The 23,437-nt window shown below is 59.5% G+C and carries 13 protein-coding genes; 4 read left to right on the forward strand and 9 right to left on the reverse strand.

Annotated elements, in window-relative coordinates; translation table 11 throughout:
* Positions 1–133 precede the first annotated feature (133 nt).
* The gene (locus tag RBB77_RS13715) at positions 134–1,060 is read right to left on the reverse strand and encodes a DMT family transporter (protein WP_353062308.1); all 927 of its coding nucleotides are present in this window, start codon (positions 1,058–1,060) and stop codon (positions 134–136) included.
* The gene (locus tag RBB77_RS13720; RefSeq protein ID WP_353062309.1) at positions 1,061–2,851 is read right to left on the reverse strand and encodes an amidohydrolase; all 1,791 of its coding nucleotides are present in this window, start codon (positions 2,849–2,851) and stop codon (positions 1,061–1,063) included.
* A 526-nt stretch (positions 2,852–3,377) separates the two neighbouring features.
* Between RBB77_RS13720 and RBB77_RS13725 the strand changes: the two genes are divergently transcribed.
* Positions 3,378–4,787, forward strand: coding sequence for a glutamate decarboxylase (locus tag RBB77_RS13725; RefSeq protein ID WP_353062310.1), 1,410 nt, complete (start codon positions 3,378–3,380; stop codon positions 4,785–4,787).
* A 270-nt stretch (positions 4,788–5,057) separates the two neighbouring features.
* Positions 5,058–6,005: a chitobiase/beta-hexosaminidase C-terminal domain-containing protein gene (locus RBB77_RS13730; protein WP_353062311.1), complete on the forward strand. Its 948-nt coding sequence runs from the start codon at positions 5,058–5,060 to the stop codon at positions 6,003–6,005.
* Between the two features lie 78 nt (positions 6,006–6,083).
* Here RBB77_RS13730 and RBB77_RS13735 read toward each other — a convergent pair whose 3' ends face one another.
* The 4 genes from RBB77_RS13735 to RBB77_RS13750 all read right to left on the reverse strand — a co-directional run bounded on the left by RBB77_RS13735 (position 6,084) and on the right by RBB77_RS13750 (position 10,954).
* Positions 6,084–6,935: a hypothetical protein gene (locus tag RBB77_RS13735; RefSeq protein ID WP_353062312.1), complete on the reverse strand. Its 852-nt coding sequence runs from the start codon at positions 6,933–6,935 to the stop codon at positions 6,084–6,086.
* A 510-nt stretch (positions 6,936–7,445) separates the two neighbouring features.
* The gene (locus RBB77_RS13740; RefSeq protein WP_353062313.1) at positions 7,446–8,588 is read right to left on the reverse strand and encodes an alpha/beta hydrolase; all 1,143 of its coding nucleotides are present in this window, start codon (positions 8,586–8,588) and stop codon (positions 7,446–7,448) included.
* Between the two features lie 30 nt (positions 8,589–8,618).
* A complete protein-coding gene (locus tag RBB77_RS13745; RefSeq protein ID WP_353062314.1) occupies positions 8,619–9,983 on the reverse strand; it encodes a M20/M25/M40 family metallo-hydrolase in 1,365 nt (454 codons plus the stop codon).
* Entirely contained in the window at positions 9,983–10,954 is a 972-nt protein-coding gene (locus RBB77_RS13750) for a tRNA pseudouridine synthase A (RefSeq protein WP_353062315.1), read from the reverse strand. Before RBB77_RS13750 ends, RBB77_RS13745 begins: the two co-directional genes overlap by 1 nt.
* Before the next feature lie 603 nt (positions 10,955–11,557).
* On the opposite strand from RBB77_RS13750, the gene RBB77_RS13755 reads away from it, so the two are divergent.
* Entirely contained in the window at positions 11,558–13,708 is a 2,151-nt protein-coding gene (locus tag RBB77_RS13755) for a TolC family protein (RefSeq protein ID WP_353062316.1), read from the forward strand.
* A gap of 129 nt (positions 13,709–13,837) precedes the next feature.
* On the opposite strand, the gene RBB77_RS13760 is transcribed toward RBB77_RS13755, so the two are convergent.
* On the reverse strand, positions 13,838–14,401 hold the full coding sequence (locus RBB77_RS13760) for a PEP-CTERM sorting domain-containing protein (protein ID WP_353062317.1): 564 nt from the start codon (positions 14,399–14,401) through the stop codon (positions 13,838–13,840).
* A 265-nt stretch (positions 14,402–14,666) separates the two neighbouring features.
* On the opposite strand from RBB77_RS13760, the gene RBB77_RS13765 reads away from it, so the two are divergent.
* On the forward strand, positions 14,667–16,829 hold the full coding sequence (locus tag RBB77_RS13765; protein WP_353062318.1) for a thioredoxin domain-containing protein: 2,163 nt from the start codon (positions 14,667–14,669) through the stop codon (positions 16,827–16,829).
* A 145-nt stretch (positions 16,830–16,974) separates the two neighbouring features.
* On the opposite strand, the gene RBB77_RS13770 is transcribed toward RBB77_RS13765, so the two are convergent.
* Both RBB77_RS13770 and RBB77_RS13775 read right to left on the reverse strand, forming a co-directional pair.
* Positions 16,975–20,517 carry a TonB-dependent receptor gene (locus RBB77_RS13770; RefSeq protein ID WP_353062319.1) on the reverse strand — a complete coding sequence of 1,181 codons (3,543 nt, stop codon included), beginning with the start codon at positions 20,515–20,517 and terminating at the stop codon, positions 16,975–16,977.
* A 51-nt stretch (positions 20,518–20,568) separates the two neighbouring features.
* A complete protein-coding gene (locus RBB77_RS13775; RefSeq protein WP_353062320.1) occupies positions 20,569–23,139 on the reverse strand; it encodes a multicopper oxidase domain-containing protein in 2,571 nt (856 codons plus the stop codon).
* Positions 23,140–23,437 lie beyond the last annotated feature (298 nt).

Genomic DNA, 23,437 nt, shown 5'->3' on the forward strand with positions numbered 1-23,437 from the left:
TTGCTGTGCGCCGGACGGCGTGCGCGGCATGAAGTTTAAGTATAGTCGCTGCTCTAGGCTATCGTTTTGTACGAGTCGGGGCGGGTTTCACTCTCTATTTAGACGCAAAAAAAGACGAAAGTCTTCGTGGAGTTTAGATCGGATACATGGGGATTGGCGCGTCGGAGGGAAAAAGCTCGATGATGACGATTCCGATGAGGATGAGGGTAGCCCCCAAAAGCGAGCGGCGGCCAAGATGTTCATGCAGAACCAGGAATGAGGTGATGCACGCGAAGACTGGTTCCAAACTGAGCAGGATAGCGGTGTGGGTGGGGGGGAGATACCGCTGCGCCCAGCTTTGGATGGTGAAAGCCGCAGCTGTGGCCAGAAGACTGGTGATGGCAAGTGCTGTGATCAGACGGGGCGTGAAGGTGAGATGGGGTCTTCCGCCTAATGGAAGGGTGATAGCCATCAGTAGTGCGGCCGATCCGATCTGGAGGGTGGCGAGCTGTGCCGTTGGGATGCCTTTCGAGACATGGGCCAGGGACAGCAGATGGGCGGCAAAGGCTACTGCGCAGAATAGTGTAAGGATGTCTCCCAGGCCGACGGTACTGAAGAGGTTTTGCCAGGAGGTACCTGCGGGTGTCGTGAGGAGGAGGAGACCGGAGAAGGCGAGGATGGCACCAAGGGCGCTGGTCCAGCGGGGAGGTGGTGTTCCCGAAGGACGAAGCGCGGGGAAAATAGTGAACAGAGGGACAAAGACGACTACTAGGCCGGTGATGAGGGCGGATTTCGCTGCGGTCGTGCGGGCGAGGCCTGCGGTCTGGAACTGATATCCGGCAGCGAGGAAGAAACCTACGATGAGGCCGGAGATTAGACTCTGGCGTTTGACGGAGCCAAGTTGACGGTGGTTAATGATTGCCAGCGCAACAAAGGCGAGAGCCATTCTGAGCAAATTGAAGAGGAGTGGCGAGGCATCTTGGAGAGCGTCTTTAATTAGTACGAAGGTCGCTCCCCAAATGATGACGACTGCGAGGAGCAGGAGGTGGGCCAGGGCGGTGGGGCTGAGTCGCCTGGGCAACTAGTTGTCCGCCCCGGTCGTGGGTTTGGCTGGGCGATTCGCGGTCGAGGTATAGACAGTTTCGCCATTCAGGATGGTGCGAAGAACCTTTGTGTGGAGGAGTTGCTGGGGAGTGCCGGTGGTGATGTCGTGATCGAGAACGATAAGGTCCGCCAGGTAACCGGGTTCGAGGCGGCCCTTCTGATGTTCGCGGAACTCTGCGAAGGCGGAGGCTTGTGTATAGGCGTAGATGGCCTCGTTGAGTGAGATTTTTTCCTGTGGTTGAAAGGTTTGGGTACCGGCCTCATTCTGGCGGGTGATGGCCGCGTAGAGGCCGCGGAAGGGATTGATGGACTCCACCGGGTAGTCGGTACCGAAGGCCAGAGTTACGTTGTGGTCCAGGAAACTCTTCCATGCGTAGGCGTATTTGACGCGCTCGGTGCCCAGGCGGTCGGTGGCCCACTTCATGTCGGTGAGTAGGTGGGAGGGTTGCATGGAGGCGATGACACCCTCACTGGCGAAGCGTGCGAAGTCGTCGGGAAGCAGGACCTGGGCGTGTTCTACGCGGAAGCGGAGGCTGGCGGGGGTGGGTTCGGCGGGTGGCGGGGCGGTGACGACGTGGGCGTCGGGGCTGTTGGGGTTGGTGGGTTGAGGTGGCAGGGTGGCGACCTGGTCGGCGGCTCCGAAGGCGTTGAGGGCCATGTCGTTGGCGCGGTCGCCAATGGCGTGGAAGCCGAGTTGGAAGCCTGCGGCGGCTCGTTCGGAGGCTAGCTGGGTTAGCTTGTCCTGCTGGTAGCGGGGGAGGCCGGAGTTGTTGGGGTCGTCGGAGTAGGGTTCGTCCATGGCGGCTGTGCGGGAGCCGAGAGAGCCGTCCATGAAGCCCTTGAGCATGGTGAGGTGGAGGAGTGAATCGTCGGTGGGGTGGCTGGCGCGGCGCTCTTTGAGGACCGTCAGGGGCTTGTCGAAGGGGAGCCATTCGGCGAAGCGGAGGTGGAGTTTGTGAGCGTCCTCAAGTTCTTCGAGGGCGAGGAAGTCCTCCCAATCGGAGTTGTCCTGGACGCTGGTAACGCCATGGGCGAGGGCGTCGTTAATGGCTAGATTGAGGGCTTTGGTGCGCTCTTCGGGGCCGAGTGAGGGAATTTTGCTCACGACCAGGTTGTAGGCGGCGGGTTCGCGGAGGATCCCGGTGGGGTTGCCGGAGGCGTCGCGGTCGATTTTGGCGCCGGTGGGGTCGGGGGTGTCGGCGGTGATGTTGGCGGCGGCGAGGGCGGCGGAGTTGGCGAGAGCCATGTGGCCGTCTACCCGTCTGAGGATGCAGGGGTGGCCGGTGGTGACCTGGTCGATGTCCTCGCGGGTGGGGAGCTTGGCGCCGGGCCAGAGGGTATGGTCCCAGCCGCCGCCCTGGAGCCAGGAGCCGGGTTTGGCCTTGGCGGCATAGATGCGGATGCGCTGTTGCATCTCGGCAACGGATTTGACTCCGTCGAGGTTGATGGAGAGTTGCTGCTGGCCGGCGTCGGCCATGTGGGTGTGGGCGTCGTTGAAGCCGGGCATTGCGAAGGCGCCGTGTAGGTCGATGATTTTTGTTTTTGGACCTTTTAGTTTGAGGGTCGTGGCGTCGGAGCCGGCGGCGAGGATCTTTCCGTTGGCGATGGCGAGGGCCTGGACTTTGGCGGGGGTGGGGGAGGGGTCGTCGGGCCGGAGGTGGGCTCCGGTGAGGATGTTTCCGTGGTGGTAGATGGTGTCAGGCGGGGTTTGTTGCGCCTGCGCGACGGTGGTGAGGAGGAGGATTGCGATGAGGGTGAAGGGTTTCACGAGTGGAGTGTATCGCGGAGTTCGCCCGGCTGGGGTTGTGAAGTGTTCGGGATCTCGGTTTGAGGACCCTCCCCCTCCCCTTGAGGGGTATCTTGCAGGGAAGTCACGTTGATTCATCTACTTGCGGCCAGGGTGTGTCGCTAAAATATAGAAAGCAAAACGGTTACGTGCAAAATACTTATTTTGTTGTAGATGTGGGGAATACTTCGCCTCAAATTGTAAGTTTGAATGGGATCTGTACTCTGACAACGCTGCGTTTACCGGTTACTTCCATTATAGAAGATTGGCGGTAACTCATACGCCACGTGAAAGTCGGCGTCTGGTGCGGGTTTTGTGATCTGAGGGGCTTGACAGGTTTTGCAGTTTTTCAAAAAGGGATGAACTTGTGACTGATAAATTAGGGGGCGCTACGCCAACTTCGAAAATCGCACGGCAGGATTGGTTTGCGTTCGGTCAGTCACTCTCTTTTCCATCTTGTTCCCCAGCGCACATACAGTTCGACTTTCAGAAAGACGGGAGAAAGATCATGGCACTGCACGACACGGAAGAACTCAAAGCTGCCCCGAGCAATCAAGTCGAGTCTGATGTTCTGGACCACGAGACCCAGACCTACGTCTTTCCCGAACAAAGACAGAATCCGCAAACCGTCTACCAGACCATCCACGATCAGCTGATCCTCGACGGCAACTCCCAGCAAAATCTTGCTACGTTCTGCACGACCTGGATCGAACCGGAAGTGAAGCAGCTTATGGACGAGTCCGCCGATAAGAACATGATCGACAAGGATGAGTATCCGCAGACCGCGGCTATTGAAGAGCGCTGCGTTCACATGCTGGCTGATCTCTGGAACTCTCCCGAAGCCGCCAGCACCATCGGCTGCTCCACTACCGGCTCAAGCGAGGCAGCGATGCTCGGTGGACTTGCCCTGAAGTGGAACTGGCGCAAACGTCGGCGCGGCCAGGGAAAATCAACCGATGCCCCGAATCTTGTCATGGGGCCTGTTCAGGTCTGCTGGCACAAATTTTGTCGCTACTTCGACGTCGAAATCCGCGAAGTTCCCATGGAAGGCGATCGTCTCCTGCTCACTTCTCAGGAAGTGCTCAAACTCTGCGACGAAAATACCATTGGCGTTGTCGTCACGCTTGGGGTTACGTTCACCCTCCAGTATGAGCCGGTTCACGAGATCAGCCTAGCTCTCGATAAGTTGCAGGCCGAGACGGGACTCGACATTCCTATCCATGTGGACGGAGCCAGCGGCGGTTTCCTGGCGCCTTTTATCCAGCCGGAGCTTCTCTGGGACTTCCGCCTGCCTCGCGTGAAATCCATCAATGCCTCTGGTCACAAATTTGGTCTCGCACCGCTCGGCGTGGGCTGGGCCCTGTGGCGCGAGAAGCACGACCTGCCCTCAGAACTGATCTTTGAGGTCAACTACCTCGGCGGCAACATGCCGACCTTCGCGCTCAACTTCTCGCGGCCAGGCGGCGAAATCATCTGCCAGTACTACAATTTTCTGCGCCTGGGCAAAGAGGGATATCGTGAGATCCAGATTGAATGCAGTGCATTAGGCCGCTATCTTGCGGACAAGATCGCTGAATTTGGCCCTTTCAGGATTATTTACAACGGTGAAGGCGGAATCCCCGGACTCTGCTGGGAGTTGAAGGATCCTACTTCTTCAAATTTCACCCTCTACGATTTCGCCGATCGATTGCGCGAGCGTGGCTGGCTTGTTCCTGCGTACTCCATGCCGCCCAACCGCGAAGATCTCGTGATCCAGCGCATCCTCATCCGCCACGGCTTCACGCTGGAGATGGCCGGCGAGCTTCTCGTTCAAATGCAGATAGTCCTGGACGAATTTGCCCATCATCCACCAGCAGAACGGCTGACCGATTCGCTCGTGGGCGCTGAATCGAGCGCGCATGATCATTCCGGACGCTAGCGTCTGGGAGAATGCGTTTGCGAAGATGCATCTGGAGCGCATGCCACCGACTTCAAAAAACGCACCTACAAGGCTGGTTTGCTTCGGTCTGTCAGAAATTGAACTTGGACGAGCGCATGGTGCGGTTGACGATAGTGGATCTGATAACACTTCCAGGGGAGTTCGTCTGGACCTGAGGAGTTCTAAGATCCGTTGAAGAAAAGCGGGTAACTTTCTCAAGCTGCTGGCTTTCTTTCTGTAGAAATTCCGATCCACTGCCAAGGAACAAAATTGAAACTTGCATTTCTCGCATTCGTTCTTGGAATCACCTCTCTCGTGCCGGTCCTTGATAGTTCATCCGCCTTTGGACAACAAGACGAGGCCACACGGATGACGGAAGAGAGCCTCCATGAGATGGAAAGGAACCAGCGGTTGACAGATGAAGCTCAGGCGCAGGCGATGCAGAACATCCGCAACTTGCAAGATCAGGACAACTCTGGACCCTCCATCCCTTCCACCGGCCAGCCAAAATTCTCCGTCAAATCAGGCGGAGTGAAGTCGGGGACCACGGTAAGCATCAGTTGCCCCACGCCAAACGCGGTCATCTACTACACCACAACGGGGTGGACCCCTACGACATCTTCCCGGCACTACACTGGCCCGATTACCCTGCTTGCCAGCACCCAGCTACAGGCCTTTGCCGCTGCTCCCACCATGGCGAATAGCACCTACACCAACGCCAGTTACACGGTAAAAGGGCCGCCCCTGACTGTGTTTCCACTAACGATCGGCACCGACGATGTACTCCATGCCAAAACTAGACTCCATTTGGTTACAAATTCCACGCTGAGCTCCAAGAAGGCGACGGTTGGCGAAAAGATTCCCATCGTGCTCGATCAGGATGTCAAAGTTGGGGATTCCGTGGAGATTCCCAAAGGGACCTCGGTCGATGCCACCATCACCGCGGTCACTCGATCGGGCCTCGTCGGCATCCCAGGCTCGATTTCCTTCGCCGTCCATTCCTTAGCTGTAAACGGAACTACCGTCCCATTGCAGGGCGGTGAACGCCTCGATGGTGTCAGCCACACGACAAGGGCTGTTCTTCTGTGGGTGACGTTTGTGGGTTCGATTCCAGCTGTGATGATGCACGGTGGCGAAGGTGAGATCAAGCCCGGTATGAGGTTCACTGTCGCTGTTGCGACTGATACTCCGCTAAAGCCTTCGGTACCGACCCCATGATTAAATCACCAAAGCTTCGATCGATAGCGAACTCGATCGAAGCTTTGGTGGTTGGGGCGATGACTTTGGTTCAGGCGACTAGTAGGGGCGGTAGTAGCCGTAGGGAGGTGGGTAGTAGCCGTAGGGGGGTGGAGGCGGCGGGTAGCCGTAGACTACGGGGCGCGGCTGCTGCACGACGACGGGAGCTGGTTGTTGGATGTAGGTTGGGGCGGGTGCCTGGGCCTGCACTACGACCACCGAAGGGTTCTGCTGGGGGTAGTATGGTGGGGGCGCGTAGGACTGCTGGACCGGCTGAGGGTAGGATCGTTCGACGGGTGCGGGCTGCTGCTGGACGGCGGGGGTGGGGTCGGCGTAGTTGAAGCGGGAGATCACCTCGGGCTGGTGCTGGACCTCGGACTTGGTGGGAATGCCTACGTCGTCCAGGAGCTTGACGGTGAGGCGGGTCTCTGGCTTCAGGACCGGGTATGGGCCACGCCGTGGGAGGTTGATGAGGTCGAGGGGCCAGAGGACGGGAATAAGCCACTCGATGGTGTCGCGAGTTGCGTGTCCGGTTCCGACGATTCTGCCGTTCACATCGACCGGATTCTTTCCTGAGCTTGCGATGACTCGGGTCGAGATGGGGATGACAGTGTCGTTTCCGACGACGATGCGATCAAATCTGAGCTCCATCCATCCTTTGCCGACGAAGTGGCCGGGATCTTTGTAGTCCTCGAAGTGGCCGACGAGATAGCTTCCGTAGGGGAAGACCGAGCGGCCGTACATCTCCGTGTGGCTGACCTGACAGAGGATGGCGTCGCCGACGTGGACGGTTTTGGAGGAGATTTTGTCGGAGACCATGCATTGCATGGAGGATCCGGCTGGAATGAGCTGCTCCGCCCCTGCGATGGAGATGGGCAGAATAAGCAGCAACGAGGCAAGGATGCGTTTCATGGGGGGCCTCCTCATCACACGGGGTGGATTCCGTGTGCCTTACATCTTCGGTTCGCCGGATCGCGGGGGTTGATCTCTAGACGTGCCAGAATGTAGAGCGAGTTTTGTTGCCGAGGATCTTAGCTTAATTTCTGGCGTATGCCACATAAATTTCTGTGAGTTGAAATTGACACACCTCCTATGAACGAAAGCGATTGTGCATGCCGATCTGTACCCTCCCGGGGTGGCATCTGGGCTATCGGCGTTATCGGCACAAAGAGTCAATCTCATGAGTGCGTTTTTAGGACGAGCGTAAAAATTCCGCGGTGTTTGCGGTGAGAACCCGGCGAGGTGCGGAAAGTTGCTCTAAAAATTGGATTGGGGACGGCGGTGGTTTGGTGGGTGTCGAGTGGGGGTGGGGAGAATGCGGCGGAGGGCGGCTTCGCGATCGGTGGTTATACCACGACAAACGCGGGGGGTCTCTCCATTGCACTGTTCCCGGTGAGGCTGTGTCGCCGGTGGAAGTGGGAATCAGTTGTTCGATTTTGCGATGGGGTAGCCCTGCCACAGGTACTCGAGAGCTTCGGGCAGGGTTTGTTGTTTTACGGCGTGGTCGACGTGGCCGGCATCTTTGGCAAAGACAAATTGATAGTGATATCCATTGGCCGCCAGCACTTTGGCCATGCGTTCGTTGGCGAGAACCCAGTCGTGCATGTCGTCGAGAATGATGTTGGGGTTGAAGAGATCGCGGTCGCCAACCTCCATCCAGATTCTGATGGGTTTGGGTGGGGTGGCCGGGATAAGGTGTTCGTGGAACTCCCAGGCTCCGTGAGGGGTGTCCGGGCTGTAGGGCCACTGCTGATTGATGTAGGTACCGGAGTAGGTGAGGACGCGGTGGTAGAGCTCGGAGTGATACCAGGCCATGATGAGGGCACATGAGCCCCCGGAGCTGCCGCCCATGGTTGCGCGTCCGTCGGGGTCTTTGGTGAGTTTGACGTGATATTGCTTTTCGACGAGAGGGAGGACTTCGGTCTCGACGAACTCGGCGTAGCGGCCTGACATGGTGTCGTATTCGAGGCCGCGTTCGCTGCCTTGAGCGTCGCCGCTGCCGTTGCCGATGGAGATCGCAATCATGACGGGAATGCGGTGTTGTGCGATGAGGTTATCGAGGGCGGTGAAGAGGGTGCGGTCGGGTCCGTCGGCACCGATGATAAAAGGCGCGGCGGTGCCGGGTACATATTGCTTTGGAATGTAGACCGCTACCTTACGGGTGTAGGGGGCGGGGTGGCTGGTGGTGACGATGAGTTTGGCGGGGTCTTTGGGGTCGGGAGTACCGAAGGTGCCGGGGTCGCGTGCGATGCCGGGATAGAGCTTGCTGTCGGAGAAGTTCATCGTGAACTCGAATATGTCTCCTTGCGGGACGGTTGGGTGAGGAGACATCTCGGGGGCGATGGGATGGGTCGGGCCGAGGATAAAGTTGCCGTCCTGTTGCGGCGAAGGGATGGCGCCGTCGGGTAGCTCTTTTGCTGCGACGTAACCGGTGGTGTGGGGGTCGCGGGTGGGTGGGGTTGTCGGAGTCTGGGCGATTGCTGTGGCGATATTGAGGGTGAGTGCGAGGGCCGTGGTGTGGGTGACGATGCGGCGGCTGGAGTTGCTTCGAAGTTGAGTCTTCAACTGAATGCTCCCGAGGAGATGCTGGATGAATTAATGTGCGGGGTTGGCGGTGGTCTCCAGAGTGTCTAGGAGGGTGAGAAGTATGCGTCGGAGGGCGGCTTCGCGGCCGGTGGGGTCGTACCACTCCTGTAGGGTGTGGATGCCGCCGCCGGTGCCGCCGCTGCCGAGGGCGATCGCGGGGACTCCGCGGTAGAGGGGGATGTTCGCGTCGGTGGAGCCGAGGCGGAGTTCGGTGCGGAGGGTGAGGTGGCGGTCGACGGCGCGAAGGGTGTGGAGGATGGGGGCGTCGTCGGGGAGGATGGCGGCGGGACGGTTTCCTATGGTCTCGATGTGGAGTTTTAGTGGTGAGTTGGTGGTGGAATGTGTGGTGACGATGTCGTCGAAGATCTGGTGGACTTCGGTGGCGGCGGAGATGAGCTGGGTCGCGTCGGTGGAGCGGAGGTCGAGGAGGGCGGAGGCGGACTCGGGGATGGAGTTGATAGAGGTTCCGCCGGAGATGTGGCCAACGTTGAGGGTAAGGAGGGGGTCCGTGGGGAGGTTCAGGTTGGCGATTTGGGCGAGCGCGCGGCTTAGGAGGAGGATGGGGTTGGGGGTTCCGGCGTCGGCCCAGGAGTGGCCACCGGGGCCGGTGATGGTGACACGGAAACGCAGGCTGCCGAGGGCTCGGGTGACGGCGGCAGAGGTGCCTCCTCCTTCGAGGATGAGGGCGGCGGCGATGCGGGTGCGGTAGGGGCCGCGTTCGAAGAGATGACGCATGCCGCGGAGGTCGCCTTCGCCCTCTTCGCCTACGTTGGCGGCGAAGAGGATGGGGATGGGTGGGGTGATGTTGGCGTGGCGGAGTGCAGCGGCGATGGCGAGGAGAGCGGTGAGGCCGGCGGCGTTGTCGCAGATGCCGGGGGCGAAGATGCGGGGGGAGTCGTTGGTTTCGACGGGGTCGATGAGGGTGTCGGCGGGGAAGACGGTGTCGAGGTGGGCGGAGATGAGGATGCAGGGTGGGGCATCGCCGAGTTTGGTGCTGTTTGGCGAGGCGGTGGCGGATTGATCGAGATGCTGGGGTTTCTCTACTTCGCGGCGGAGGGTGAGACTGTCGGTCGCTTCGGTCGAGATGACGTTATTGATGGGAGGTGAAACAGAGGTTGCATCGGGTTGGAGTTCGGCGAGGGCGTTGCCGGCGTCGTCGAGGTGGATGTTGGTGAGGCCTAGGTCGTGGAAGCGGTCGAGAAACCAGGCGGCGCGGGCGGATTCGCCGAAGGGTGGGGCGGGAATGCGGACCAGTTCGAGTTGCCATTGGCGGAGCTGAGGCTGGTGGAGGTGCAGCCAGTGAAAGGCGCGGTGGACTGCGGTGAGAGTGGCGAGTCGAGCGATGCGGCGCTGGGCGTTGGCTGTGGCGGGCATCAGTACTCGACCTCGACGAGGAAGAGGCCGCGGGCGGGGGCGGTGGGGCCGGCGGCGGAGCGGTTGCGGGCGGCGAGGATTTTGGGGATGACGTCGGGGTCATGGCTATTGGCGGTTTCGACGAAGGTGCCGACGAGGTTGCGGACCATGTGGTGGAGGAAACCGGAGCCGGTGACGCGGTAGATGAGGATGTCTTCGCGCTGGTGCCAGGCGGAGTGGAAGACGGTGCGGGTGTTGTCGGTAGGGATGGTTGAAGGTTCATTCGGGGTGGAGAAGGAATGCGGGGGTCTCTCCACTGCGGCGGGAGAAGCCCCGCCTTCGGTCGAGATGACGACTTTTTTGTTTGGCTGAGGTTCGCCTTCGGTCGTGACGATTTCTTTGTTTGGTTGGGAAGGGGAGGAGACGGTGGGGCTCGTTGGGGCGACGGCAGGGACGGATTCTGAGGATGTTTTTAACCGAGTGGTGAGGTCGGGGTCGACTGCGGCGAAGGAGGTGAAGTCGTGGGTGCCGAGGATGTGGGTGGCGGCTTGTTGGAGAGGGGCGAGTTCGAGAGGGAAGCGGTAAGCCCAGACGTAGGGAGCGAGCATCGGGGGGCAGATACGGTCTTCGGGATGGGATTCGCAGGGGAGGATGCGGTACTCGTAGGTTTTGCGGCGGGCGCTGTGGCGGGCGTGGAAGTCTTCGGGGACGGGCTCGACGGAGAGGATGCGGATGCTGGGGGGAAGGGCGCGGTTGAGGGCGCGATGGAGGTTGGCGGCGGGGATCGGTACTGTGAGGGAGAAGGTGGCGACCTGCGCGAGGGCGTGGACGCCGGTGTCGGTGCGGCCGGAGCCCTGCGGGAGTACGGTTTCGCCTGTGATGCGATGGATCGCCTGAGCAAGTGTGCCCTGAACGGTGGGGAGGGCGGGTTGAATCTGCCAGCCGTTGTAGGGGCTTCCGTCGTAAGTGAGGATGGTCTTCCAGTGAGGCATGGGCTGCTTTGGACGGTATCACGGTTGGTGGGCGGGAATGCGGTCTAACGGTCATCCGACTCGGCTGTGATCAGAACAATGAAAGCTCTGATGACCGCGATTAGTGGATTTAGATGCGAACTGCAACGGCAAGTGCAACAACAGATCCCCTGCGGGGATGACAACAAGATGGGCAAAGGCAAACAAAGCCAGTGCGAGATCCCAGGAGCAGAGGGTCATGGGCTGAGGGTAAGGGCATGGGGTTGATATACTTGGCGCATCGTATCCGGAATGAACATTTGCCGCAGATGTTGGGAACGAAGCGAGCGATGGGTGCGTATCTGTGCTCAGCCTAAGCAACGCTTTTGAAAAGCGATGCCGGTCAGCAGGATTTTTCCAGGTAGCTTTACGTGTCTTTTGTCTTTAAGAGTCGTTGGGAAGGTGCTGCGCGTCTGAGTGAGAACTGAAAAATCTGAGTAAGACTGCAAAATCTGGTTGCGAGACTGACCCTCGCGTTTTTGTGCGGGGTTGGGAAGGCTGTGAGTCCGGTAAGGGTGTCGAGAACATCGGTGGACGTTACCGGTAGGCGTCGAGAAGATTCAGGAAAGAGTTGGAGAGCGAATCGTGAGATCAAAGAATATGCAGGGGGCGGCGAGTATCTCGTTGCTGCTGATGAGTCTGTGCACACAGCCGGGATGGTCCCAGCAGACGCAGAGTAGTCCGACGGCGCCAGCTCAGCCGCAACAGACGGAGAGTAATCCGACGGCACCAGCAGCCCCGCAGGCGGTGGTGAATGACACGACGGGAACGCCGGGGTTGCCGCAGGCTCCGCAGCCGAAGCCGACCGAGCCGTTGTTTATGCGCCCTACGAGCGTCGACTACACGAAGCCGAAGAGCCATATCTGGAATCCGATTGCTCCCTACACCCCGACGAATGTTCCGACCTTCCAAATGGGGAACACGTCGATAGGCAATCTGCTGAAGGACGGGAAGATCTATCTGAGCCTTGCGGATGCGGTGACGCTGGCACTGCAGAATAACTACGATATCGCGATCGCACGGATCAATCTGGATATCGCGGATACAGACCTGCTGCGGGCGAAGGCGGGATCGTCGCTACGCGGTGTTTCGACGGGACTGTTGACGAATACGATTGGCGGAACGACGACGACGATTACGACAGGCGGCGGACCAGGTGCGACCTCGGCAGGTGTGGGCGGCGGTGGTACGGGCGTGGGCGGAATCGTTGTTAGCACGAACGGCGGCGGACCTTTGCCCGAGAATCTTGATCCGGTTCTGACGGGACAGCTGGAGTATGAAGCGTCGACGGCGCCGCAGTTGAATACGCTGTTCAGCGGTGGGTTGAATGTATTGACTACGGATACGGCGACTTACAACTTCAACTACGCTCAGGGATTTTTGACTGGCACACAGTTGACGGTGGGCTTCAACAATACACGCGTGACGACGGACAATCCTTTTAGCAATTTCAGCCCCTCCTTGACGACAAGCTTTCGCGCTACCGCGACGCAGCATCTGTTGCAGGGGTTCGGATGGGGTGTGAATGGACGGTTTATTGTGCAGGCCAAGAATGACCGACGGATTACAGACTCGGCATTTCGGCAGCAGGTGCTGTATACGGTGAACCAGGTGGAGAACATCTACTGGGCACTGGTGAGTGCGTACGAAGATGAGCAGGCGAAGGAACGTCAGTTGACGCAGTCGACGCAGCTGACTTCGGACAACCGGAAGCAGTTGGAGATTGGCACACTGGCGCCGCTCGATGTGGTGAACTCTGACAGCGCGGTGGCTAGCGATAAGCAGGCGCTGGTGGCTTCGAAGACGAATCTCGAGTACCAGCAGTTGTTGATGAAGCAGGCGATTGTGCGGAATCTGAACGATCCGCAACTGTCGCAGGCGCCGGTGATTCCGACCGATCGTGTGGCACTGGACAGACTGCCGGAGGAGGATCTGCAGGTTGAGGATCTGGTGAAGCAGGCGTATGCCAACAACCCGCAGATTGAGCAGGCGGTGTTGAACATGAAGAACAACGAGATCACGATTAAGGCGTTCAAAAATGGACTGCTTCCGATTCTCGATGCGTATGCGTTCTATGGTGGCAGTGCATTGGGTGGTGCTCAGAATCCGAGTGCGATCGATTTCAATACGAACAAACCCTATCCGCCGGGGACGTTTCCTTCGGTCGGTTATGGCGACGTCTTTCAGAACACTTTCAACAACAACGCGCCGGATAAAGGTGTGGGCGTGAACATGACGATTCCGCTGCGGAACCGTACGGCGCAGGCCGACCAGGCGCGGTCGCAGATGGAGTATCGGCAGTCGCAGATGCGTTTGCAGCAGCTTTACACAGTGATTCGTATCCAGGTGACGAACCAGCAGTATGCGTTGACTAATGACCGGGCGCAGGTACAGGCGGCGCAAGCGGCGAGAGACTTTGCGGGGCAGAGTCTGGATGCGGAGCAAAAGAAGTACAGGCTGGGCGCGTCGACGACTGCGAATGTATTGCAGCAGGCGAGGAACCTGGCGACGGCGGAGAACAATTCTATCTCCGCGACGGCAGCGTACGCACGAGATCGGGCGCAGTTGTTTCAGATTCTGGCCAATACGCTGGAGCGGTATGGAATCAGTATCGAATCTGCGGCCCAGGCGGTTGCGGGCGGAGCGGGGATGCAGGCGCCTGTGATTCCGGGGCTGACGGCTCCGAAGGCTCCTGAGGCACCGAAACCGATCGATGTGGCTCCGCCACAGCAGTAGAGGGCGGCGGATGGTTGAAGAGAGGGTTCGGGCTGCGGCTCGGGCCCTTTCGCTTTCATGAGACGGTTGCTGTGAGTTGCAATGACGGCGAACGCCGCTTAGGAGCGCACTCTCAAAATAAATTGAGGATTAACGGGGAAGCTCCAGGCGCCGGAATCTTCTGCGAGCTATTGCTGCGAGGCTTAGGATGCCGATGCCGAGCAGCATGAGACTCGATGGCTCGGGAATTGCGATGGGAATGAGGCGGAAAAAGCCAATGGTGAATGGGGCGATATCGACAGAATCGTGAGGGTCGAAGACCTCCATGTGGTAGCCGTCGTTGTCATAGACGTGAGCGAGGTTGATTCCGACGGAGCTGTCAAGATAGAGAAGGTCTTTCTCGGAGTCGACGTGCTTGGCGATCGGATGAGTGTAGAGAAGTTCGTTGTAGGCGTTGGTGTGGTCGGTTCCGAAGAGAACGATGCTTGTGAAGCCATATTCCTGACCAGAACCTGTAACGCCGGTGAGATCGATGGCAGATGGGATGCGTGGAGCTGGCCTGCCCGTGAGCGGGTCGCCGATGTCTAAGTGGGCTCCCTGGGAGGTGGTGGTGGCTGCGGTGGTGATGATGAAGTTGTAGGTGTCAGCGTGGCCCGCAATGTTTGATGTAGCCAGGGTGGAAAAGAGAATCAATAGACCGATCTTTCTACGCATACATGGCCCTCTGTGACACAAACTACCGTTCGCCGTAGGATGCGGTTCTTATCGCGATCGAAGAAGATTGGCTAAGCTCGTTTTTGGTTCGGTCAAAAAACATTCGCGAGTGAGCAAATTGGTGCTGATAACACACGTGCGCAGATAAGGTGGTGAGGAGGGCTTTCGCGACCTTGGCGCGATGCACAGGAACTCGTTGCGCGATGGTATCGGCTGATGGGTCTCGATTCATATCGAATTTGAAGTTCGACTAGACTAATGTTCTATGGGTCATGAGAGTTCTGAAGAGATCAGTGTGCACTTGAATGCGTTGGCGAAGGCGGCTTCAGCGTATCTGCGGTCTGCGATGCATCAGCCGGTGGATTGGCAGGAGTGGGGTGAGGCCGCGTTTGAGAAGGCTAAGGCTGCGGATAAACCTATTCTGCTGGATATTGGCGCGGTGTGGTGCCACTGGTGTCATGTGATGGATCGCGAGTCGTATGAGAGTGCGGCTACGGCGAAGATCATCAACGATCACTTTATTGCGGTGAAGGTGGATCGCGATGAGCGGCCGGATGTGGATACGCGGTATCAGGCGGCGGTGTCTGCGATCAGTGGGCAGGGTGGGTGGCCGTTGACTGCGTTTTTGACTCCTGAGGGGAAGCCTTACTTTGGAGGGACTTATTTTCCGCCGGCGGATCAGCATGGACGGCCGGGATTTCAGCGGGTGCTGCTGACGATGGCGGAGGCGTTTCAGAATCGTCGCGATGAAGTGAATGAATCGGCTGGAAGCGTGATGGCGGCGATCGAGCATAACGAATCGTTTATGGGGAGGAGCGGGAGCCCGGGGCCGGAACTGGTGGCGAAGCTGGTGGCTTCGACGTTGAAGCAGTTCGATTCGCGGTCGGGTGGATTTGGATCGCAGCCGAAGTTTCCTCATTCTGGGGCGATTGATCTTTTGCTGGATGTGTCCTCGCGTGTATCGAGTGGCGGAGCGGAGAATGGGAGCGAGGCGGCGAAGACTGCAGCGATGGTGACGCTGCAGAAGATGTCGCGGGGTGGGATCTATGACCATCTGGCGGGGGGATTTCATCGCTACTCGGTGGATGAGCAGTGGGTGGTGCCGCACTTCGAGAAGATGTCGTATGACAATAGCGAGCTGCTGAAAAACTATGTTCACGCTTTCCAGACGTTTGTGGAGCCGGAGGCGGCGCGGGTGGCGCGCGAGATGATTCAGTGGATCGATGAGTGGCTGAGCGACCGCGACCGGGGAGGATTTTATGCTTCGCAGGATGCGGACTTTTCGCTCGAGGATGATGGCGACTACTTTACGTGGACGCGCGATGAGGCCGCGGCGGCGCTGACGGGTGAAGAGATGGCGATTGCGAGTGCGTATTACGACATCGGTGAGATTGGTGATATGCATCACAATCCCGCGAAGAATGTTTTGCATGTGCGGGGTACGCTGGAGGGTGTAGCGAAGGCGAATGCGATTACGCTCGAGGTGGCGAAGGAGCGGCTGGATGCGGCGAAGGCGAAGTTGTATGCGGCTCGGCTGAAGCGGCCTACGCCGTATGTGGATAAGACGATCTATGTGGGCTGGAATGGGATGATGATCTCGGCCTATGTGGAGGCGGGGCGCGTGCTGGATATGCCGGAGGTGCGGGCGTTCGCGTTGAAGTCGCTGGACCGAGTGCTTGTGGAGGCCTGGGACGCGAAGGCTGGCTTGGCGCATGTAGTTGCGTATGGAGAACAGGGTGGGAGCGGAGCGCGGGTAGCTGGGGTGCTCGATGACTATGTGTTTTTGGGGCATGCTTCGCTGGATGCGTGGGAGTTGACGGGGGAGTTGCGGTACTACACGGCGGCTGAGGCGATTATGGAGAGCGCACTGATGAAGTTTTATGATCCGGTTGGGTGCGCGTTATTCGATACTGAGAGTGTGGCGGAGGGTGAGACGCGGTTGGGGGCGCTGGTGACGCGCAGGAAGCCGTTGCAGGACTCGCCTACGCCTGCGGGGAATCCTGTGGGAGCGGCGCTGCTGTTGCGGTTGGAGGCGCTGAATGGGCGGGCAGACTATGAAGTAAAGGCGCTTGAGACGCTGGAGACTTTTGCTGGTGTTGTGGAGCACTTTGGGTTGTATGCGGCGAGCTATGGGCTGGCGCTGCAGCGGATGGTGCTGCGGGCGGTCGAGGTGTGTGTGATTGGGGATGATGCTGCGGCGCGGCGGCTGGAGGCCGTGGCGTTGGCTCGGTATGCGGTGAATAAGAGTGTGATTCGGTTGCGGAGGGATCAGCTTGCTGCGCTGCCTCCTTCGCTGGCGGAGACGCTGCCGCATCTGCCTGGGTTGGGTGGCGAGGGTAGCTTTGCTGTGGTTTGCACGGCGAAGGGATGTCAGCCGCCGGTGTCTGGGGTGGATGAGTTGATTGAGGCTATGAATAAGGCTTTGTGAGTTGTCTCTCCGATACCACTGCTTCGCTTGTGATATCGGAGAGATGTCCTGCCGGACGGGCCCACTGCGCGTGGGGCGGTCACTTCGTGACTTGTGTACCTTGTTTGGGTGGGGCTCGTTTACTCGGTGCTCCCGTTGGTCGCAATCAGAAAGTGAACTTGGCTGCGCCTTGCAGGATGCGGGGGGGAGCTGCGCTGATGGCGTCGCCGAAGGTTGAGCTGCCGATGTCGCCGTCGACTGATGACGGGCCGCTGAACTGGGTATGGTTGAAGACGTTGAAGGCCTCGACGCGGAAGAGCAGGGACTTCGATTCGGTGATGGCTGTTCTTTTGCCGATCGCCATGTCGAAGTTGTCGGAGCCTGGACCGTAGAAGAAGCGGCGCTTCGCGGTTCCGGGGGAGCCGAGCGCGTTCATGCTGAATGTGGTGGTGTCGAAGTAGCTGTTGCCATTGCGGGGATTGTGGTTGAGCTTGAGGGCGGAGCCGTTGTAGTCGGGCTCGTCGATGCTGCTGTTGTTGATGCCGTTGGGATTGGTTCCGATCAGCGAGTTGTCTCCGTTGTTGATGACGGTGATGGGGAAGCCGGTCGCGAAGTGGGTGATGCCGGAGAGGGACCAGCCATTGGTGAGGCGGTTGGGATGAAGGAACTGATCGAAGGGAAGTTGGTACTCGTAGCTGATTACGAGGTTGTGCTTCACGTCGAAGGATGAGATTGCGTAGCTGAGCGAGGGGTTGAAGGGGTTGACCTCTTCGCCGAGGTTCGAGGACTGGTCGAGCGATTTTCCGTAGGTGTAGGCGACGGAGAACTCGAGACGGCCACTGGTGTGACGGGCGCTGAGTTCGAGGGCGTTGTAGTTGGCGTGGCCGAGGGTGGATTGGAGGGCGTTGCTGCCGAAGTTTGAGCCGAGAGGGCCGCGGGTTCCGTTGACCTGGCCGCCGCCGATGGGGAAGTAGACGGTGTCTTCGCCGCCGGGGCCGCAGGTGAGGGTGCCGGGTTGGACCTGGCTGGGTTGGCTGAGGCTAAGGCAGAGCGCGGGGTTGCCGGGGTTAGGTTCGATGAGGACTAGCTGGCGGTGGCTGGAGGTGCCTAGGTAGCTCGCGCTGAAGACGGTGTTGGGGCCTAGCTGACGTTCGATGGAGAGAACCCACTCTTCGGTGTAGGGGATCTTGTTGTGGATGTCATAGCCGGGGATGCCTTCGATTGGTTCGAAGGTGCTCCAGTCGATGTTGGGGTCGGGATTGCTGCGCGAGGAGTTGAGCGGTGCGAAGGTGTAGGGGAAGGGCTGGCCGTTGCTCTGGCCGTCGGCCGCGTTGACGAACGGGGTAGCGAAGAGCGGTGCCTGGGGGCTCGTGTAGGTGGTGCCGTAGGGAGCGTTGGCTGCGAGTACGCCTATGGAGAGCGCGGGGATCGCGGTATAGAAGTTGCCATAGCTGGCGCGGATGCTGGTGGATCCTGGGGCGCCGAGGATTTTTTCGAGGAAGCTTGAGTCAGATTGGGGAGACCATGCGAGACCTACGCGCGGGGCGAAGCTTCGATTGCTGATTGGCGCTAGGGTGTCGGGAATTCCGGGGTCGCCGGGATAGAGGATTCCTGGAGGCGCTCCGGGAAAGACGGTGGATTGTGCACCGGCGACGAAGGTGGAGATCTGGTTGTAGCGCTCGCTCCATGGTGTGACGCGGTCCCAGCGTAGGCCATAGTTGATGGTTAGGTTGGGGAGGACGTGGAAGCTGTCTTGCGCGAAGAGGCCGGCGTATTTGTTGCGCGCGTAGAAGGGATTGAGCTGGCTCTGGTTGTACTGGCTGGGAACGCCGATGAGGTAGTCTGCGAAGTCGACTCCGGTTTCTGTTCCTGTGAAGACGAAGTTGCCGTTGAACTGTGCGATGGGTGCGCCGTTGACCTGATCGGCGTGGAACTCGCCACCGAACTTGAGGGTGTGTCTGCCTATGACTTTGGAGAAGACGTCAGAGACCTGATAGGTGTTGTTGGCCTGGATGAGTTGATTGGCCGCGGCGCCGGTGGAGTAGCCGTTGAAGTTGAGGTTCATGACGCTCTGGCCTTTGGGATCGAGCGGAACGATGCTGGTGCTGCCGTCTGCGTTGACGAAGCCCTGGGATGCGAGGCTTACGTTGCGACCGCCGATGGGCTGGCCGAGATTGGTGAGGTTGCGCATGAAGCTGAGGTGAAATTCGTTGACCGAAGAGGCGCTGAAGGTCTTGGTGTCGCCGACGGAGAAGAGTTGGGCGCGCCCGGTGGTGAGGGCGTCGAAGCCGGGAACACTGGCGCCGCTTTGCGCGACGGGGTAGGGGTCGTCGAGATTGAAGTCGTCGATGAAGTAGTAGGCGGAGATGAGTCCGATGCGGGTGTTGACGTCCAAGCGTGCTCCGGCTTTGTCGTCGCGAACGGTCTGGTTGAAGGAGGATGTTGCGAAGGTGCCGGAGGCGGTGTTTGGTGCGGGGATGTATTGAAGGAGTCTCTGTGCGGGAGTGGACCATGCGTTCTGCGGGATGGTGGCGTTGGGGAAGACGCACTGTGCAGAGCTGGTGCAGCCGGGGACGTAGTAGGGTTCGCCTGAGGTTACGCCGTAGCCGAGTTTTTGAGTGAGGAGTTGTGCGAAGTATGGGCCACCGACTGCTCCTGTGAGGTTGCTGGAGAGATCGGAGAGGTTGCCCTGGCGGTCGGCGTTGGAGGGTACGCTAATGTTTCCTGTGTCCACGCCCTGGGTTTGGCGGGTGCCTTGATAGTCGATGAAGAAAAAGGCTTTGTCTTTGTGAACTGGGCCGCCGAAGGTTCCGCCGAACTGATTTTGGCGAAAGGCGCCGCGCGTAGGGGAGAAGTAGTTGCGGGCGTCGAGGTCGGTGTTGCGAAGGAACTCGAAGGCGCTGCCGTGGAAGGCGTTGGTACCGGATTTGGTGATGACGCTGATCTGGCCGCCGCTGAATTCACCGTACTCGGCGTCGAAGTTGCTGGTGATGATGCGGAACTCGGAGATGGCGTCGAGGTTGGGGACGATGGCGGTGCCGCCGTTGACGTCCTCTTCGACGTCGCTGCCGTTGACGCTGAAGTAGTTTGAGAATTCGTTTTGGCCGTTGACGGAGACGGTGCCGGGGTTGAGTGTGCCGGAGGGGTTGAGGATGGTGGCGCCTACGTCCTGTACCGTGCTGGAGGTGATGGAGGTGGCGGGAGCGACGCCAGCCTGGAGGGAGAGAAGGTCAGTGTAGCTGCGGCCATTGAGCGGGACCGCGGTCATCTGGCGGCCGGTGATGACCTCGCCCATCTGGGTGCTGATGGTTTCGACGTGGACGGTGTCGTCGGTGACGCTGACGGTTTCTTTGACGCTGCCTAGCTCGAATGCGACGTCGATGGTGAGGGATGCGTTTGTGTCGAGGATGATGTCCTTGCGCTGGTAGCTCCGGAAGCCGGGGGACTGGGCCTCGAGCTCGTAGTGGCCGACGGGGAGGACGGGGAGGGTGTAATAGCCTTTGCTGTTGGCGGTGGCGTGATAGGAGAGGCCTGTGCTGGTTTCGTGGATTGTGATCTCGGCCTTTGGAACGACTCTTCCGGAGGGATCCTTTGCGGTTCCGGAGATGCTTCCTGCGACGCTGGCCCAGACGATGGAGGCACAGAGAACGGCAACGATGCAGAAAGCTTTGCTGATACCGAAACCGAGACGACGAAACTTGCTCAACATACTTCTCTCCTGATCTTTCTAACTGCCTAACTGCGCAATGCGTGAATGCGTTTACTGGATGGTGATTGGTACGTTGACTGTGGTCTGGATCGCTGAGGCTCCGGTGCCTGAGGTGCCGGTGACTACGACGGTGTAGGTACCTTTTGCTGTGCCGGGGGCAGTCCCTGCGGAGCCGCTGCATCCGATGGCCATGAAGAGAGCTGCAGTGAAGGCCGCTGTGGTGATGAAGGCGAGCATGGCCTGGACGCGGGTTTTGCGACGTGGCAGGGCTATCAGGAAGAGGCAGGCGAAGGTAGTGCCGCCGCCTGCGGCGAGCCAGCCGGGAGTCTTCGGTCGCGAACTGCTTAGTGGGTGAGATGGAGTGGTGTTGACGGTGAGAGAGGCCTGCCCGGTGCCGGTCATCGAGTTTGGATTGACGAAGCAGGCTGACTCGGTGAGGCTCGACGGCATGGCGCAGGTGAAGGCGATGGGTGCGGTGTAGTTGGTGGCGACGTCGACGTTAATGGGAGCGAGGGCGGCGGAGCCCAGGGGAGCTGTGGTGCCGGGTGACGACAGAGCGAAGGTCGAGATGGTGATCGGGATCGCTGCGGAGAGCGATTCGTTGTAGGTTGCGTCGCCTTGATAGAAGGCGGTGAGGTTGCTGGTGCCTACGACTCCGTTGATCGGAGTGGAGAGGACGGCCTTTCCGTTGACGAGCGGCACAGGATTGCCGACGTTGAGGCCGTTGAGCTCGAAATGTACGAGGCCGGTTGGCTTGGCGGCTCCAGTGGCTGCATCGGCTACGTTGGCGGTGAGTGTGATGTTTCCGTTGGGGCTGACGCTGGTTGCCGATGCGGCGGCGGAGGTGGTTGAGGCTGAGCCGCCGGGAAGGACGAGAATCTCGCCCATCATGCCGCCGTCTTCGTGCTCGAGGATGTGGCAGTGGTAGACGAAGGTTCCGATAACGTTGGGGTCTCGGAAGTCCATGCGGACCTTGACGCTGGGATAGGGGCCGCTGCCGTTCCAGTAAGGAATGTCGACGGTGTCGCGGATGGCGGGGTCGTTGACGGGCTGGCCGTTGACCTCGAGGACCTGAAAGTGGATTTGATGGATGTGGAAGATGTGATCTTCCTCAGCGCGGTTCTCGACGACCCAGTCTTCGACCGTGCCGGAGTGGACGGTGATGTTGGGTGGCTGATCCATGGTGAAGACGGTTGGGGTCTGGCCTACCTCGGTGATGAAGAAGGTGGTGGGGCTGAGTGGGTTGGTTGGGTCGAGGAGCGTTTCGGAGAAGTAGAGGTTGCGTTGTGCGATTGGGGTTGCGCTGGCGAGTGCGGCGAAGCGCGTTACTTTGGCCGCGACGGCCTTCGACGGGAGATGCTTTGCGGCTGGGGTGACGGCAGAGTTTTCGACACCGGCTTGGCTGACGATATTTGCGATCGGACGGGCGGGGTCGAAGTCACCGTCTGGGCCGGTGTTCCAGTACTGCGTGGCAAGCTGAGCTTTGTCGCCGAGGTTTGGTGTGGTGATGACGAACTCGGCGCGTGAGCCAGGTGGGAGGAGGACGCTGGTTTCGCTTTCCGACTGCTGGCCGCTGCTGCCTGCGGCGATTGGATAGCCGTCGATGGCGACGATCTGGACTGGCTGGGGTGTTCCGTTGACGAGGTATTGCAGGTTGAAGATGGTGTCGGCGCCGGTGTTGGCTACGCGCCATAGCTCCTGCTGGCCGGGGTTGGTTTGTATGACCGCGGGGGTGTAGCCGGGATAGGTGACGGGGACGTAGTTAATGGAGAGGTCCCAGGCTGGGATGTTGGTGTCGTTGAGTTCGGAGTTGGGGAGAAGCTGATCGCGCAGGACGAAGGTGCGCTCGGTAAGGCCGGCGAGGGAGGTGTTGACGTTCTGGAGGCCTTCGACGATGAGTGCGCCAGTTGCGCCGCCCTGGACCTGACCTTCGCTGAAGCCGTGAGGATGGGGGTGGTACCAGTAGAGTCCGGGCGGCTCGTTCGCAGGGATTTGGACTTTGTAGTCGAAGCTTTGGCCCGGCGCGATGAGCGTGTGGATGACCTCGTCTTGCCCGCATACCGGTGCGACGTTGGTGCCGTGGAAGTGGATGTTGGTGGCTGCGGCCGACATGGTGCCATTGCAGGCACTGCTTGTGCTGGTGGCTGGCGTGTCCTTTGCGGAGAGGGTCATGTTCATGCCGGCCATGTCGGCGGGGGTGGGGGGAGTCAGGTTTGCGGGGAGATTGTTCTGGAAGTGAATGATGAGCTGGTCGCCGGGATTGACGCGGAGGGTCGGGGCTTCAAGGCCGGTGTTGGTGACGTAGCAGTAGCGGAGGAGGCCCTGAGAGTCGGTCGTGGCGAGGAACTGCATGGTGACTTCGAGGACGCCATTCTGGCTTCTCAACTCAGGGGGCGCGGAGACGACGGAGCCGGTGGTGAAGCGCGCGCAGACCTGATCGGCGGTGTCGGAGCCGGTCGCCGCGGGAGTGGAGCGCTTTGCGAGGTCTTGTTCCGAGATTGCGCCATGCGTCAGGTGAGACTGCTGCGCGTTCGCGCTCAGGACGAGCGCGGAGAACAGGATCAGGAGCAGAGAAGAGAGGACGCGGTTGGATCTCGGTAAGACATTTCTTGCAGCGTTCATTGACCAAGCCTCGAAAAAAGTGCAAATTTCGTCTTTTGGCTGGGCGGAGAGAGCCGCTCGCCATCGTGACGGTTAATTCTTTGCGGACAAGGGGCCTAGTGGTGGAGTCGCAGTCTAGCCCAGGTGTGGTTCTTGAGTCCTCGCGGTCTCCGCCAGGAGTCAACCGTGAGGTCAGATTTTATGCATTCTCAGCCTTTTACCAGTGCAAACGCGGAGCCTTGAGGTTCAGTCGGTCTCTGCCAGGTGAATTCCGACTGTAAGAGTCCGCAATCTGGTATAGCCGAAATATACGACAATA

It is taken from the genome of Tunturibacter psychrotolerans (assembly GCF_040359615.1).
Lineage (GTDB): Bacteria > Acidobacteriota > Terriglobia > Terriglobales > Acidobacteriaceae > Edaphobacter > Edaphobacter psychrotolerans.